Here is a 16,417-nt window from a genome sequence, read left to right as displayed (position 1 = left end):
AATATAAACACTTATAGTTCTATTATAACACCTTTTATATTACATACTAGTTTAGTCCTTCACAAATAATTGACTGATTGTAGCCATATCTGCAGACTTAATATTAAAGTTAACTTGTGGATTTTCTATCATTTCACTTGCTTCAACTAACGGAATAATGCCTTTTTGATTAAAATAACATAATACTAATTCCATTGGAGAAGTATGATACTTATCTGCAATTTCTGCTAAAGCTGCAATATCACCCTTAACTGGTATTTCTACCTGCAATTTATTATTTTTCGCTATAGTAAGTAAATCCGTATCTTCACATTTTAAACGCAAAACATTAGGCTTGAATTTAATATTTTTTAATAGTGCTTCTAATGCATCTGCTTCATCTGTCTCAATTCCTAATGTTTTTACCCAACCTGTAATTTTCAGTTGTTCTAATTTCTGCCAAATCTGATTATTGCGTTCATTATCATCGCTTAAATTTAACAAACATAAATCTGCCTGATCAGCTATTAGATTAGCCCTGATGCTTTTTAAGTTATCGTGTAACTCTTTTCCCTTAGCTAACTTAGAGATCCTAACTTCAACATATAGTTGAGGATTTACATCTTTTATTTTTAAATTATCATCTACTGCACAATCCAGCAAACGATATCCTAATTTAGTGGCTTTCGTTACATCATCATCATTTTTAACTATTATGCCAGTTTTAGGCATTAAGCTTCCATCATTTAATACAACAGCTTCATCCAATAATGCCATTCATAATTACCTCTAAATTTTAAAATTCTACATAAATCTTAATAGCTTCTTTAAGTGTCTGATAAACAGTTGAAACATGCAAAGCATGCGCAATGAATTTTTCTTTCTCTTCTCGATTCATTGATGAATCAAAAGAAACCTTTATCTTCATCTCAGTTACAACTGATTTACCATGGCCCAAATTTTCTGTCTTAGCATAATTTTCTACATGAAAATTTTTCACATCTAATCGATGAATTTTAGTAATCATTCCAGCAGACATAGTTATACATGAATTAATGCTTCCACATAAATATTCTACTGGATTAGGACCTGCATCTTCTTTACTTCTTTTATCCGCATCACAAATAAAAACATGATCACGAGCTTGATTGGCAATTTGCCATTCTGTATTTTCTAACTTTGTTTTTACTAAATAATCACCCATAGTTATACCTCACTTAATTTAATGATGATCAATTGCACCATTTAAACGTTTACGCCAAACAAAATATACTAACAACATAACAGGAATTAGAACCAAATCAACTACATAGAACCATTTGACAGGCAAAATACTATCGATTACACCACTAATCATTGGGCCAAAAGACATTGCAATATCTAATCCCAAGTAAAACGTAGAACTAGCTAATCCTTGTTCTTCAACGGGAGCCAGCAAAAGTGCAGTGGATTGCAAAACAGAATAGATAATACCATATCCCATAGCCATACCAGCTGCAGCAAGAGCCATCTCCCCATTATTTTGCATAATGGCTAATAAACAAATATATGCAGCTGTAGAAATTAAACTAATCCAAAACCAAACACCAAATCTAACTGTATCAAAGTAACGCTTAAGTCCAATTCTAATGATTAACAAAACCACTGCATAAATCAAAAAATAGCTACCAACAGCTACAGATAAATGCTTTTGTTCAACATAAGTAACAATATCCGCTTGAGTAATGAAATAGGGAATAGCAAATAGTGTGGTTAAAATAGCCACTGGCAAAACATTCATTTGAATAATCTTGAAATGCTTCTCAGGTTGATTTTTCTTAACAATTGGCTCAGCGTGATTTCCAACAAATTGAATAGAAATCACCATTAATAATGCCGCAATTGCGGCTGCAATTAAGCTTTCTCGATAACCTATTTTTTGATAAATATTAATTGAAAGTGCTGGAGCTAATGCCATAGCTAAAGCATTCATTAAGCCATAAAAGCCCATAGCTTCTCCAACATGTTCACGTGGTACTAAAAATGCCAGCCAAGTAGTCATACAAACAGTACATAGAACATATCCTGTACCGTTGATCAATCTAAATAAAAGAAGCCAGCCACTTGAGGGCGTGAAAACATAACCTACTACACCAATTAAAATCAAAATTCCACCTATGAAGGATAGACGATATTTTGAAAATTTATCTGTCAAATTGCCAGCAACTGAACGCAAAAACATAGCAGCAATACTCATAATTCCTACAATTATTCCTGCAAAAACACTACTAGCACCCAAATTTTTGGCATAGCCATTAATTAATGGGTTAACGAGCATCGTACTAAACATAAAGAAAAACGATGCTGCCATCACTAACATAACATCCTTGGTATAGATTGATTTTTTCTCAGTCATTCTAGTCCCTCGATTCTGTATCCCATTATACAACTTCACGAAAAACTATTTAACACTTTTAAGACTGACAGTAAAAACAATATTTTCACCTTTATGGCTAACAGAAAGCTTCCCCTTAAAGACTTGAATCAATTCACGTGCCATCGCCAAACCAATGCCAAATCCGCCCTTTTTAGAATTATGTGATTCATCTTCTCGATAAAAACGATCAAAGAAATGACCATAATTTATATTTTTTCCTTCAGTATAAGTATTGCTTACTCGCAAGATCACATTTTTACTCCAAGTCCCTTTAGTTAACTCTACTCGTACCTTTCCATGTGGATCACAATATTTTTGCGCATTATCAAGCAAAATATTAACCACTTCGGTCAGGGAATGCTTTTCCGCAATTACATTTAATCCCTCACGAACCGAAACCTGATATGCCAAATCATTTTTCTTCATAATCGATTTAAAATCTTGAGTTGATTGTTCAACAATCTTTGAAAAATCAACTTTGCTTAAGGTTAATTAACCAGTTTCTCCGGCTCTAGCAAGTGAAATTAGCCGATTAACCAGCTTAGTTAATTTGTCAACTTGCTCTTTTGTGCTTTGATTCCATTCCGAATTATTACCAAGTATTTCTTCCATTTCCGTATTAGCAAAAATTACTGCTAAAGGTGTTTTTAATTCATGACCAGCATTAGTAATAAACTCCTGTTGCTTATGATATGTATCAGTTATTGGCTTGATTGCTTTACCTGAAACTAAAATTAAAACTAAGGCAAAAACAATTAATGCACCTATTCCTAAAACCAGTGCCACCCTAAATATCAACCAAAATCGTTGATAAATAAGTGTCTCATTCAAAAATATAATTAACGTTTCTCCCGTTGAATTAGTGGCAATACGATATGCATATTGATTCTGTCCTGCCTTAATACTTCCTTGCTTATCATGATTATCTAAAGCTCTTCTAGTAATACTTTCGATCTCAGTATTCTTAACCTTATAAACATTATTATCGTTAATTACATGAATACGTCGATTAGAATCAACAGTTACCGAAAAATATCGATATTGATAAACTGCTTCAGGATTATATTTACCTGCTAAGAAATTACGATTAATTGGATCATTTTGATTGCCAAAAGCTGGTTGGGCATTACGAGGGGAAAGATGGCCTTCATTTTTCACTAACGCAGTCAAAACTCGGTCTACCTCATTTTGATTCTGAATACGAGTAATCCCTACTAAGCTTCCTAAAGTAATCAGCAATACCATTAATAAAGCAGCAACAGAAGTCCCAATAAATTTCCAACGAAATTTTTGAATCATCTCTCACCTACTTAACTAATTGATAATTCCCACCTTTTATTCCATCGATAGTTATCGTACTTTGAATCGACTGTAATTTTTGTCTTAAATACGAAACATAGATCCAAACCACATCACTATTAGCATCCTCATCGTTTTTCCAAACATGACTAAGTAATTCTTCAGTAGATAATTCTTTTCCTTCATTTAAAATAAAGTAATCCATTAATTGCGTTTCTTGTCCATTTAGTCGAATAGAATTAGGACTCACTAATTCTTGTTCAGACACATTTAAAATAACATCCCCAATGCTTACTTCATTAGGAGTAAAATCATCTTGTCGTCTTTCTTTTGAACGTAATCTAGTCAATAATTCTTTTAATGAAAATGGTTTTGTCAAATAATCATCAGCTCCACTATCAAGACCAGTTACTCGATCATCGATTTCTGATTTGGCTGTCAACATTAAAATATATGACTTATCACCGCTTTTTCTAATCTCCTTTAAAGCAGTAATTCTATCCATTACTGGCATCATAATGTCCAAAATAATGATATCGTATACGCGTGGTGCTAGTTAAATCGTTCTAGACAATAAGCCAAATTATAAGCTAAAATTGCAATTTCCAACCAGCTTTGAAAGCCTATCAGACTACGTGCTCGATTGTTCTCGGCATTGTAATAGGTCAGAAGCGAAAAGCCGATTTCAATTGTTCTGCGAATAGCCATCAATTGATGATCATTGTGCTTTTTAGCTCCTGTCATATTTTTACGATATGGTGTCCAAAGTTCGTAACCCATTTGTTTTAGCTGTTGATGTAGTTCTTTGCCTAAATAGCCTTCGTCGCCAAGAAGATAGTAATTAGATGGATGGGTATTTTCCATCAGTTCAACTGTCTCCCTGGCATCATGAACTGATGCCTTTGTTACGACATAATCAAGAATGTAACCGTCATCGCTAACAATGGCATGAACTTTGAAACCATAGAAGTAAATTTTCTTGGTGGCCTTATAACCAATGTCAACAAAGGTTGTTAACTAGTGCTGAGAAGAGCTCTGAGTTGCAAAATAAAGTTGATAAGATTGAGAATGCATCACTTTGGCAAAGGATTACGAGGAAATTTGACTAAAAATAATAAAAATATTAATTTAGTGTTGATTTTTATTAAAAAGAATTATAATATAATAAAAATTTCAGGAGGTAATCTTATGAAAAAAGTGTTTTTATCTTTAGTCGTGTTGGCATCTGTTGGTGCAGGTCTTTTTGCTGGGACTCAGACAAAGGTTTCTGCTGCAACTTATAGAGTAAATCGTTTCATTCATACACTTCCTGGTGGTGATTGTGGTCAACATAATGTGCAAAATTAATAATAGAAATGGACATAATTTTAATTTAATTATGTCCATTTTTATATAAGGAGGTGAACTGGGTGAATAAAACTAAAAAATTTATTCGATCAAGACGAATTTCTGCCATTCTTCCTTGGATAGGAATGTTGGGTATGTTGTATTTGGTCTTTTCGCTGATTATGCATGGATTATTAGCATTTATAATTAATTTGGGATTTATAGCAAATTTTTATTACATAATTGATGAGTATAATTGGTTGATTGAAAGAATATCATTTGATTCTCAAAGGCTGATAGCAAATAAAAGAATGGGTATTAATCGTTTAGTTATGATAGTAAGTATAGTGATAGCTGTACTTAATACAATTATTTTAATATTGTTAAAGAGACAAGATTTTATTAGTTTTTGTGTTGGGCTCTGCTTTATTAGTGAAATTTACTTCGTAAGTCGTTTAATTGAAAACTTTCAAGTAATATTGCATATTGCATTTGATAGTTGGAAGAAATTTTATATTTTGGTTGTAATAGGTACTGCAGTTTCATCCAGTGTATATCTACTTTTATTGTGTTTTAGTATAATAGCTTATTTTATATATTTTGCAATTATTGGCATCATGTACGTGATAACATATTATATTTTAATAGAAATTCATGATAGGGTCGAAAATGATCTAGGTGGGCATAAATACTTTATAGATTTACCTGACAATCGATTTGGAAAAAGGGTTTAGTTCGTGAGATTTACAATTTTACGAACTAAAAAAGATATTAATCATAATACGCGTGGTGCTAGTTAAATCGTTTTAGTTAATAAAAAAGTCCAATCGGACTAGACTCAAGTTGTAGTATTCAATAGAAAAGAGTCTGATCTGATTGAACTGCCTTAAGCTTAAGCGTTTTAGTCATCCTAACACAAGTTAGTTTTAAAGATTTAGTGATAATTTGTCGGCACTGGTATCGTTTGTATGCACCGGCTGAGTTTACTCATCGGCGAAATATTGATCAAATTAAAACTACGGACAGTCTGATTTTGGCTTTACTTATCTGGCAAGCTAAGACAGGAATTGAATCACAAAGAAGATTCTGTGAATGTTTCAATTGTTTGTCACACTCACGTTTTAATCGGCGTTCACGTCAGCTATTGCAATTGATTTATCAGATACGGCAAGAAATGAATAAAAAGGTTGACCTGAATGGACAGTTTCTGATCATTGACAGCTTTCCGGTACCTGTTTGCCAACCAATTCGAAACTATCGTGCTAAAATTTTTCGCGGTTATGCCAACATTGGTTATAAGGCCACCAAGAAAATTTACTTCTATGGTTTCAAAGTTCATGCCATTGTTAGCGATGACGGTTACATTCTTGATTATGTCGTAACAAAGGCATCAGTTCATGATGCCAGGGAGACAGTTGAACTGATGGAAAATACCCATCCATCTAATTACTATCTTCTTGGCGACGAAGGCTATTTAGGCAAAGAACTACATCAACAGCTAAAACAAATGGGTTACGAACTTTGGACACCATATCGTAAAAATATGACAGGAGCTAAAAAGCACAATGATCATCAATTGATGGCTATTCGCAGAACAATTGAAATCGGCTTTTCGCTTCTGACCTATTACAATGCCGAGAACAATCGAGCACGTAGTCTGATAGGCTTTCAAAGCCGGTTGGAAATTGCAATTTTAGCTTATAATTTGGCTTATTGTCTAGAACGATTTAACTAGCACCACGCGTAGTAATCTGTAGCTTGATATAATTCCGTATTTACGCTACTTTAAATTAACATTTTTTCGAAACAATGATTGTAAATTTCTATCAAAATTTTACATCCATTCTTATGATAACATAATAAAAAAACTAAAAGTTAACTATCATCGTTTTCTGATACTCTTATCTTTCCTTACCAAAGAATTCTTCATATAGAACCATATAATCATTAAAATTTAAAGGACTATTATTATTTAAATAATCGATAAAATTCTTTTCAGCGAATCCACCTGAACATACAGAGCCAATATTTAAATAATTTGCAACTAGAGAAAGATTCTGAAATATATGTCCACATTCTAAATTTAAAAAACGATAACCACGGTCACCATACTTATATGTCATAAAACATGGATGAGTAATAGCATGAACTGAAAAAGCGCATTTTTCTGCTAACGTCAAAGAATAAGTGATTTTTTGATAATCTAATACATTAAAATTTAAATCTAACGGTAGTAATGAATTAGAATTTATATCGTATAAATATACACCATTCTTAATATTTTCTACATGATTAATTATAATAATTAGCTTTATTTCATATATTCCACCAGCAGAAGGAGTAGTAATTCTACCATAATTATTAAAGCCATAAGAAAGACCTATAATTTTACAAAAGTCTGTATAACTAATTAATTCATTAGAAAATTCTCTAGTGCTTTTTCTATTTAAAATAGCGTTTTCTAGTTCATTATTCTTATACTCTATATCTAGAGGTAATGACCCTTTTTTTCTCTTAGTATGTTTTGTAGTGTCAATAGTATGTAATCTATATTTTTCATCATCAAATGCTGCAGCAATTGATGTCTCAAACACATTACTATTCTGACTATTTAAACTCGTCTTAGCATTATAATACTTATATAGTGGTGTTTTATTATTTACCATAAAGCAAGATTCATCATTAATTTCCATTTTCTCTCACCCAAACAATATGCTTTTTTTTAAAAACTTGCGAATTATAATTATAAGAACAAATTGTATCTAAAATATTACAATTGTATAACTCACTATTGCTATCAGTTTCCCATTGTTTAATTTCATTTGCTAAAAAAACTACGGGTAATATATTAACTCTTCTAGAATAATGATAATCTACATATTTATACCTATGCTCCTCAGCATTAAGACTTAACATGCTATCATCCAGATTATTTTTATTAATCAATGGTCCATAAGAAAAATAATTTGAATTAGATACAACAGGAATCACCATTTTAGTATATTTTGTTATATCTTTTATAATCTTAGGACATAAATACCAAAAGATTGGACAAACTACATCATAATTATTAAAAGCAACCTCTTTATATATAGCTTCAAAATCTTGCAATTCTTCACATTCTAAAGCTAAGGAATCCGAATTTATGAAATTAACATTATTTTTAGAAAAAAGGTCTACTATATTAACATTATTTTTAAAATCATCTTGCGAAAAGTTTATCAACAGAACTTTTAAACTACTTTGTGATCTAATCTTTTCATATCCTGCAAAAATTAAAATCTTTTTATTTATCAACTTATTAATTACTATTTTTATTTTTGTAATTTCATTAGATTTATAATTTTTAATAGCCAATGCCCTATCTAAAGTTATCGCTTTTCTAAACACTTTAATCAAAGGAAAAAAATATTTTTGATAATTTTCTCCATGTAAAATTATTTTTTTATTATTTAAGAGCATTACACACGAGTGTTTATTTTCACTTAATATCTTTATTTTAGGATTTAATTGTAACAACATTTCACAATCACCTATGATTCTAAGGGAACGGAATAAAATTAATATTTCTATCCAAAGTTAATCCTGTCTTTTTTTCTACATTATCATAAATATTCTCGGTAAAATCTTTAACCGATAATGAAGGAAAATACCCAAGATCAAATATTTTGCTATTTTTTGCATTTGCGCATCTTTCTCGTTGATAGTTTTCATTAAAGAAAACCATAACATATGGATGCATCTTCCATTTTACTTTCATTTCATCTAAGATTTCTTCTTGACTTGAACTTTTATTCGAATTTATAGTCTGCTTTAAATGATGTTTAGCCAAAAAACTATATGCATTTAGTATTGTTTTCGTATCAAAAAGGTTAAAAATATCTTGATAATCTAAAAAAGAAGCAATATTTTTATTGTCTCTTCCAACTCGAATCTTTCTCAAGGGAAGTAATTCTCTAACTAAATTAGTTAAAGCTAAGATACTATTATTTCCTGAACCTATCCCAATTGTAAAATAACCACGCCCTATATATCCTATTCCTAGATACACATGAAACGTTTTTAATATTGAAATATTATAAACATGAATGTCTTGAAGAAATTTTGGAACAACAGAATTAAATAATGAATTATGAATTATTTCTGGGGCTTCACGCTTTGCAAGATAAGTAAGAATAAATGATTGTCGTTCTATAAATTCGCTTAATGAATTAAAAATGCATTCTTTGGAAGATCTATGACTACTTAATCCACAAGTATCATAAAAATACAAGCGTGAAAAGGAGGTATTTCTTAATACTTTTTCTTTTTTTTGAATCAAATCCCATACATGAAAAGACTCATTCATTAAATGATAATTTCTAAATAAGACTTGCCTTTCCATTCCTTCACCTATAGTTGCTAATACTGCTTTTCTATAAGATAAATTAGTTGCACCACAAACTGCATTTTCTGGAGGCATACTACAAAAGCAATCTGCCTTATATGAATTCAAGTATAAATTATCATTTATTTCATAGAAATAACTGTTATTATCTACTATCATAACTATAACTCTCTAACTAAACTACTATACAATCAACATGGGTTCGTAATGTAGAACATGGATGTTCTTTTAAAAATAAATTTGATTTTGAAAATAAAATATTTTCTTTAACTGGTGTACATTTTAATAAAGTAGGAGACATAGCACTAATTATTTTCGACCCTGGGTCATCGCCAAAAAAAGTATTTAAACATATACTTAAATTTTTAACTTCACGCGATAATTTTAATCTCAATATATTGTTATTATTTATATTTTTTCCTTTTAAATTATGTGCTATAAATTTGTTACTTTTAATAAATCTACAAGCTTCTTTATGTTCCAGCTCAGAAGAATCTAAATAAAGCGAGCCTCTTCTTAAATTAAACATATATATTATCTTAGCTTCTGCTATTGCATTTTTAACAGATTCATACATATAAGGAGAACATGAGATTCCAGTAGCTACTATATGATTATCTTTAATTGCAATATAAATCACAGTATAGTACAAAGATAAAGTTTGAACTTCAAAAAAATAATTCTCAAATTTCTCCATTCCTTCTCTTTTTAAAAAAAGATTAATAACACTGGAAATATTAAGTCTTTGCCCATTATTTAAATACCAAAAAAAATATAATTCATTCTTTTCCAGCAATTCAAAAATTGCTTTTTTTATTACTTTTTTTGAAATTGTACCTGCAGCAGTTCCTGTAGTATCTATATTGCCTATTTGAAGAGTATGTCCTATTCCCCAATCGATAGTCAAACATTTCTTAATTTTTAGATTTTCTAAATTTAAAGCAAAAGTTTTTCTATCTAAATATGAATAACAACTAAATCCTATTCGTTCAGAAAGTTCACTATACATTTTTCTAATTAACTGATATAGGTTCTTTCCCTGAGCAGATGTAGTATATGGCAATTCTCTGTTTTGATAATGTATAGTATAAACTGATCCTATTCCTGTTATACTATTATCTAAATAACTTGGATTAGAGAGATATATATAATCTAAATAATCTTTGAACATCTTCAACCCTCAAGATGAATACAACCTAAAATAATAATCTCATTTATGTTTAATCCAGCATTAAAAGATAATGCATTTAAATTGGTTTGAGCATTTATTCTTTCTACTTGTTCATTATTTAGGCATAATTTATTTTCTAACTCAACTTCAAGTACGCCTGCTTGTTTTAATGCTTTTGCTAATCCTGATTTTCCTAAAATAACTAATTTATCTAATCGACAAGCAATAATAAAATCAAGTCTTTTACACGAAGAATGTTTTTTAACCCAATTAGCAGATGTTACTTTAATTAACTTAGTTTCAGTACATAAATATGTACCCTTTGTTAATCCAAAACTATCATCGGAAAGATATAAATATAACGATATTACTTCATTTCTAGTATATTTAGATAATTTCTTCAAGGCGTTCTTTATTATACTTGAAAACTTATCTTTTAAATCATCATATTCACACGTTTTGTAGCTATCTATATATCTCAAATCATTGGATTCTTCTATATGATTTAATCTTTGAAGTTCTTTTTGCTGAAAATCCCACTTTTCTTTCTCAAAAAATGGCACATTACCTAGTTGAAATTCAAACTGTTTTTTAAAATAAAATTTCAGATCCATTTTTACTCCAAACAATTACACAATTCCCAATGAACACATTGATCAAAATTAGAGGATCCATTCTTATCAATTTCCCTATGTGTAGAGGTAAAAAATTCAATACGCTTACTATCCGCTAGTTCTAACGCAGCTTTTAAAATTTCCAAGTTCATACTTAAATTATTAAAATCATAAATTTTAAATTTTATGTTTTCGTTATAAATAATATCAATAACAGTTTGGAATGTTGGCATAGAATAAAATTTACCTGTAGACCTTAAACTAGAAATAAGCTCAGAAATAAAACATTTAGGACACGCATTTTTCCATTCATATTTATAAATGTTTGAAAAATAAAACTTGCTATTATATGGAAAAGCTGTACAATACAACGCATTTCTCTTTCTCAGATAATCACAGGCCCACGTATACTCATTTAGGTCTAATGGGCTAAAAATAAGCACAATTAATCTATCATTCAATAACTCATTAATTTTAGAAACAAATTCTTTACTTTGAAATGTATTTACATAGTTAAATTCTAAATTTGAGTTTTTTTCAGCTATAACTTTTAACATTAAGGAATACATTTTTTGACTATTAGTAAAAACAACAGTCCTTTTATATTCAAGGTTAAAATTTTTCTCTTCTTCAATTAATTGAGAATCCAATAAAAAATTTACAATTGATGCACATTGAGATGAACCAAAAAAATCTTTAATAAAATTTTCCGTAAACTTATTTTTATGTAATTCATCAAGCTTATTAAAAAAGGCAATAATGTTTTTATCTGTAAGTTGGCTTATTCCATTTTTATTCTGTACAACTGCATTATCAGAACTATTATTCAGAATAACGAACTGTGGTACTACGTATATTTTCATAACTATCCTACCTTAATAGTTTTACCTATTTTTTCAAATTGTAAATCATGACTTATTATTATAACGAGCTTTGTTTGAGCCATTTGTTTTAATAGATTTAAAGTATCATACTGCAATTCAGGATATATATTTGCAAGAGGCTCATCTAATAGGTAACAATCTACTTTTTCCTTTAAAAAAGCGGAATATAGTTTTACTAATTGAAGTTCTCCTGTCGACAATTCATCCATTTTTCTATCCAAAACTCTTTTAATATTAAATTGAGAGGAATAAAATACTTTTTTAAAAGCTTCATTTTGATCACTATTACTATTAGTATGTTTATCTCGTATATATTCAGCCACGGTACAACTAGGGAGAGGTACATCTTGAAATAAACAGCTTATATTATTCTCCCTTAATTTCTTTTTATTTATTAAATCAATATTTTCATTATTTATTAGGACTTCTCCTTCTTTAATCGGTGTATACAATCCAATTAAAGTCCTTAAAAATGTGGATTTTCCAATTCCATTTTTCCCTTTTATGATGTAAAGACCAGGGCTACTAAAGGTGCAATTCAATTTTTTAACAAATAAAGGAGAATTACGGTGAAGTGAAATATCAAAATCGTGTACATATATTGACTCTATTCTAGAAATGATTTTCTTACCATCCACTTCATTTTTTATTGACAATAATTTATTAATTCTCATCTTTGCTACACGAAATGATTCAAGTCCAAATAGAACAGAAAAGATCTCATCTACTTCTCCTAAAAGTTGATTAAAATATTGAAATAAAATAGAAAAAGAACCCACTGTCATATTTCCAGATATTACTGATAATCCACCATTAATAAATAAAATTAATTGAAAAATTAATTGAAAAATAATTTCGCTACTACTCATATTTAAATTAAGTAGGAAATCGCGTTTTGTAATATTTAAAAGAGATTTTTTAGTTTTACTCCATCTTTTACTTTCTTTATTTTCACGGTTATTTCCTTTTATTTCAATATACCTGCTTAGCCACTCGGTAAAACCGGAAAAATACTCATTGTAAGCTTGTTTTAACTTTAAATTTATTTCAAAAATTTTAGGTTTTAAAAATAAATATAAACAAATATAGGCTGGTAGTAATATCATTATGAGTAAAAAAAATCGTGACTTAGTTTTAAATATATAAACAAAGATTATAATAGAAGAAAATAAAATTGAAATAACCTGATTTATTGTATGAAATAGAAATGTTAATATTTCATCTGTATCTTCAGTAATTCTATCTGCAGTTTTAACAGGATCTTTTTTTATAACTTCTAATGTATCTTTAGAGTATAGTTCTTTAATTATAGAATCGTTAAAGTCTAAATTTATTTTTCTATATTTTAGAATTTGTATTTTACTTATAAAAAAAGATAAAAATAGTCTTATAAGATTCAAAACTATAATCACTATTATATTACGTATAAATGATACTCTATCAGCCTTATAAACGAGTGAATTAATTAGCATACCTTCTAAGTAAACATTAGATGTTTCGATACAGGTATTAATAATATTCATTCCAAGCAAAAGAATATAATCAAATTTGTATTTATTCCAGATCCTTTTTAGAAACATATGCATAAAACTCACCTGATAATATTAATGCTATAGAATAATATCTTCTACTGATTTTACTTGCTTATTTAGCGTTGTCGGTGCATCGCTACCTGCTCCGTAGCACATTGATCTACATTCAGCCCTACATGCCGCTTTACATGCTGAAGCACATGCCTTTCCACAATTGCTAGCACATGCCGAAGCACATTCACTACGACAATTTGATTTACATGCTGACAAACAAAAACTAATACATAAAAAACCATCTGGCTTCACTGCGTTTGAGTCTGTCTGTGAATTTGAAGAAGTTCCATATTTTGAACTAAGTGGTTTACCTACAACTGAACCACTTTTTTTATTACTTGGCATAATACTACCTCCTTATAAAAATTATTAATATTAAATACAAAAATTTCATTAATTTAACTTAAGTTATGGTTAACTTTAAATTAAATTAATGAAATTTTAATACCATTTTATTTTAATGTCAACATAATTTTTAAAAGATTAGATAAATCTTGTTGCGTAAAGTTGTTGTTTCTCTTAATTTTGTTTTTTGTCATGTTCCTCATCACCCATAAATTTTTTAAAAGCATATTTCTACCTACTTGCAGTTTTTCGATTAATTTATCAATTACTTCAATAATTTCTTGTTTTGCATTAATATCTCTTTCTATTATTTAAATACGCGTGGTGCTAGTTAAATCGTTCTAGACAATAAGCCAAATTATAAGCTAAAATTGCAATTTCCAACCGGCTTTGAAAGCCTATCAGACTACGTGCTCGATTGTTCTCGGCATTGTAATAGGTCAGAAGCGAAAAGCCGATTTCAATTGTTCTGCGAATAGCCATCAATTGATGATCATTGTGCTTTTTAGCTCCTGTCATATTTTTACGATATGGTGTCCAAAGTTCGTAACCCATTTGTTTTAGCTGTTGATGTAGTTCTTTGCCTAAATAGCCTTCGTCGCCAAGAAGATAGTAATTAGATGGATGGGTATTTTCCATCAGTTCAACTGTCTCCCTGGCATCATGAACTGATGCCTTTGTTACGACATAATCAAGAATGTAACCGTCATCGCTAACAATGGCATGAACTTTGAAACCATAGAAGTAAATTTTCTTGGTGGCCTTATAACCAATGTTGGCATAACCGCGAAAAATTTTAGCACGATAGTTTCGAATTGGTTGGCAAACAGGTACCGGAAAGCTGTCAATGATCAGAAACTGTCCATTCAGGTCAACCTTTTTATTCATTTCTTGCCGTATCTGATAAATCAATTGCAATAGCTGACGTGAACGCCGATTAAAACGTGAGTGTGACAAACAATTGAAACATTCACAGAATCTTCTTTGTGATTCAATTCCTGTCTTAGCTTGCCAGATAAGTAAAGCCAAAATCAGACTGTCCGTAGTTTTAATTTGATCAATATTTCGCCGATGAGTAAACTCAGCCGGTGCATACAAACGATACCAGTGCCGACAAATTATCACTAAATCTTTAAAACTAACTTGTGTTAGGATGACTAAAACGCTTAAGCTTAAGGCAGTTCAATCAGATCAGACTCTTTTCTATTGAATACTACAACTTGAGTCTAGTCCGATTGGACTTTTTTATTAACTAAAACGATTTAACTAGCACCACGCGTACTAAAATAAGCAAAAAGGATTGAAAATCAATGATTTCCAATCCCTCGTTTTTATTCAAACTTCCAGCTTACATTTCGCTCAAATTCTTCATTCGGCAATAATGTAATGCGACCTAAATCGCTATCTTCAGCTGGTGGAATTTGTGCTTCAAAAGTAATGCCAGCATATTGACCAAAGTCAGCAGTGTACTTTCCAGTATGATCAAATCCATTTCCAGTATAAATAATCAATGATGGGGCATCAGTATTTACAGTCACCTTATGATCTTCAGAACTTAAAACTGCACCAGGTTGATTACCATTCAAAATAAATGGATGATCCATCCCGTCTCTATCTTTGATTTGAGGATCGTCAGCTTCTAAAGCATCCCCAACACGTTTAGTCTTTCTAAAGTCAAAAGCAGTGCCAGCAACTTTCTCCATCCCGCGATCAGGCATTCCAGAATGATCAACCGGTAAATAATAATCGGCATTCATTTGCAACAACAAATCCTTAATATTATCTTTTTCACCCAAGGTAAAGTAAACATGATTTACCGGATTAAAAATAGTTAATTGGTCACTCACAGCATTGATTGAGTAATGCAAAGTATTATCATTATCCAATTCATATTTGACATGAATCTTTAAATTGCCTGGATAATCATTATGACCATCTGGATCCAATAAAGTTAAATCTACTCGTGCACTATTTTCACTACAAGAAGGCTTAAAATCCCAGACTTCAGTATCTGTACCAATTCCGCCGTGAATATGATTCTCACCCTCATTGATTGGTAATTGATGAGTTTCAAGTCCATGTCTCCATTGACCTTTTCTAACTCTACCAGCAATACGGCCAACTGTACCACCTAAATAATTTCTTTCTTGAGAATAATCAGCTGGTGAATTCAATGACAAAATCATATTCTCGTCATTAAGCAAAACTTTTTCTAGCGTTGCACCATAATTAAGCACCTTAACAATCATGCCATGATCATTTTCCAAAACGATCTCGCAAAGGTCCTTACCATCTTCTCTGCCATATTTATTAAAACTTGTTTTCATATTTTTGCCTTTTCTTTTTTGTATTCGTTTTCATTGCTATTATAAAGTATTTTTTATCAATCGCATATGAGTTACCGTTAACA

14 protein-coding genes and 5 pseudogenes are annotated in these 16,417 nt (G+C 30.2%); 3 read left to right on the top strand and 16 right to left on the bottom strand.

Translation table 11 applies throughout. The features are described 5' to 3' along the window. Positions 1-51: 51 nt before the first annotated feature. The 6 genes and pseudogenes from AADV52_RS01310 to AADV52_RS01285 form a co-directional block, all read right to left on the bottom strand. Positions 52-756: an oxidoreductase gene (locus tag AADV52_RS01310; protein WP_014918513.1), complete on the bottom strand. Its 705-nt coding sequence runs from the start codon at positions 754-756 to the stop codon at positions 52-54. 19 nt (positions 757-775) lie between these two features. Next, positions 776-1,183 (bottom strand): OsmC family protein, encoded by a 408-nt coding sequence (locus tag AADV52_RS01305; RefSeq protein ID WP_014918512.1) that lies wholly within the window; start codon positions 1,181-1,183, stop codon positions 776-778. 18 nt (positions 1,184-1,201) lie between these two features. Continuing rightward, entirely contained in the window at positions 1,202-2,374 is a 1,173-nt protein-coding gene (locus AADV52_RS01300; RefSeq protein ID WP_014918511.1) for an MFS transporter, read from the bottom strand. Positions 2,375-2,419: 45 nt separating this feature from the next. Then, positions 2,420-3,694: pseudogene (locus AADV52_RS01295) on the bottom strand (sensor histidine kinase). A gap of 7 nt (positions 3,695-3,701) precedes the next feature. Further along, a pseudogene (locus AADV52_RS01290) lies at positions 3,702-4,235 on the bottom strand (response regulator transcription factor); the annotation flags it as partial. A gap of 11 nt (positions 4,236-4,246) precedes the next feature. Then, a pseudogene (locus AADV52_RS01285) lies at positions 4,247-4,696 on the bottom strand (IS982 family transposase); the annotation flags it as partial. Positions 4,697-4,762: 66 nt separating this feature from the next. Between AADV52_RS01285 and AADV52_RS01280 the strand changes: the two are divergent. The 3 genes and pseudogenes from AADV52_RS01280 to AADV52_RS01270 all read left to right on the top strand — a co-directional run bounded on the left by AADV52_RS01280 (position 4,763) and on the right by AADV52_RS01270 (position 6,755). Continuing rightward, positions 4,763-5,041 carry a hypothetical protein gene (locus tag AADV52_RS01280; protein ID WP_126096170.1) on the top strand — a complete coding sequence of 93 codons (279 nt, stop codon included), beginning with the start codon at positions 4,763-4,765 and terminating at the stop codon, positions 5,039-5,041. A gap of 62 nt (positions 5,042-5,103) precedes the next feature. Then, complete coding sequence (locus AADV52_RS01275; RefSeq protein WP_014918508.1) at positions 5,104-5,754, top strand: hypothetical protein; 651 nt, start codon at positions 5,104-5,106, stop codon at positions 5,752-5,754. A gap of 142 nt (positions 5,755-5,896) precedes the next feature. Further along, positions 5,897-6,755, top strand: a pseudogene (locus AADV52_RS01270) (IS982 family transposase). Positions 6,756-6,921: 166 nt separating this feature from the next. On the opposite strand, the gene AADV52_RS01265 reads toward AADV52_RS01270, so the two are convergent. The 10 genes and pseudogenes from AADV52_RS01265 to AADV52_RS01220 all read right to left on the bottom strand — a co-directional run bounded on the left by AADV52_RS01265 (position 6,922) and on the right by AADV52_RS01220 (position 16,334). Next, entirely contained in the window at positions 6,922-7,713 is a 792-nt protein-coding gene (locus AADV52_RS01265; protein ID WP_014918506.1) for a SagB/ThcOx family dehydrogenase, read from the bottom strand. After that, on the bottom strand, positions 7,703-8,542 hold the full coding sequence (locus tag AADV52_RS01260; RefSeq protein ID WP_014918505.1) for a hypothetical protein: 840 nt from the start codon (positions 8,540-8,542) through the stop codon (positions 7,703-7,705). Before AADV52_RS01260 ends, AADV52_RS01265 begins: the two co-directional genes overlap by 11 nt. Positions 8,543-8,561: 19 nt before the next feature. Further along, complete coding sequence (locus AADV52_RS01255; protein WP_014918504.1) at positions 8,562-9,566, bottom strand: YcaO-like family protein; 1,005 nt, start codon at positions 9,564-9,566, stop codon at positions 8,562-8,564. 16 nt (positions 9,567-9,582) lie between these two features. Then, positions 9,583-10,578, bottom strand: a complete 996-nt coding sequence (locus AADV52_RS01250) for a hypothetical protein (protein ID WP_107775393.1) — start codon at positions 10,576-10,578, stop codon at positions 9,583-9,585. 2 nt (positions 10,579-10,580) lie between these two features. Continuing rightward, entirely contained in the window at positions 10,581-11,192 is a 612-nt protein-coding gene (locus tag AADV52_RS01245) for a hypothetical protein (RefSeq protein ID WP_227028465.1), read from the bottom strand. Between the two features lie 2 nt (positions 11,193-11,194). Then, positions 11,195-12,055: an McbB family protein gene (locus AADV52_RS01240; protein WP_014918500.1), complete on the bottom strand. Its 861-nt coding sequence runs from the start codon at positions 12,053-12,055 to the stop codon at positions 11,195-11,197. A 2-nt stretch (positions 12,056-12,057) separates the two neighbouring features. Next, on the bottom strand, positions 12,058-13,662 hold the full coding sequence (locus AADV52_RS01235; protein ID WP_241958329.1) for an ABC transporter ATP-binding protein: 1,605 nt from the start codon (positions 13,660-13,662) through the stop codon (positions 12,058-12,060). Positions 13,663-13,686: 24 nt separating this feature from the next. Further along, complete coding sequence (locus AADV52_RS01230; RefSeq protein ID WP_013682684.1) at positions 13,687-14,007, bottom strand: hypothetical protein; 321 nt, start codon at positions 14,005-14,007, stop codon at positions 13,687-13,689. Between the two features lie 327 nt (positions 14,008-14,334). After that, a pseudogene (locus AADV52_RS01225) lies at positions 14,335-15,193 on the bottom strand (IS982 family transposase). Positions 15,194-15,338: 145 nt separating this feature from the next. Further along, positions 15,339-16,334 carry an aldose epimerase family protein gene (locus AADV52_RS01220; RefSeq protein WP_014918499.1) on the bottom strand — a complete coding sequence of 332 codons (996 nt, stop codon included), beginning with the start codon at positions 16,332-16,334 and terminating at the stop codon, positions 15,339-15,341. Positions 16,335-16,417: the final 83 nt, after the last annotated feature.

The sequence above is a fragment of the Lactobacillus helveticus genome, assembly GCF_046109915.1.
Lineage (GTDB): Bacteria > Bacillota > Bacilli > Lactobacillales > Lactobacillaceae > Lactobacillus > Lactobacillus helveticus.
Note: the sequence above shows the minus strand (reverse complement) of the source record. Positions and strands in the feature narration are given on the sequence as shown.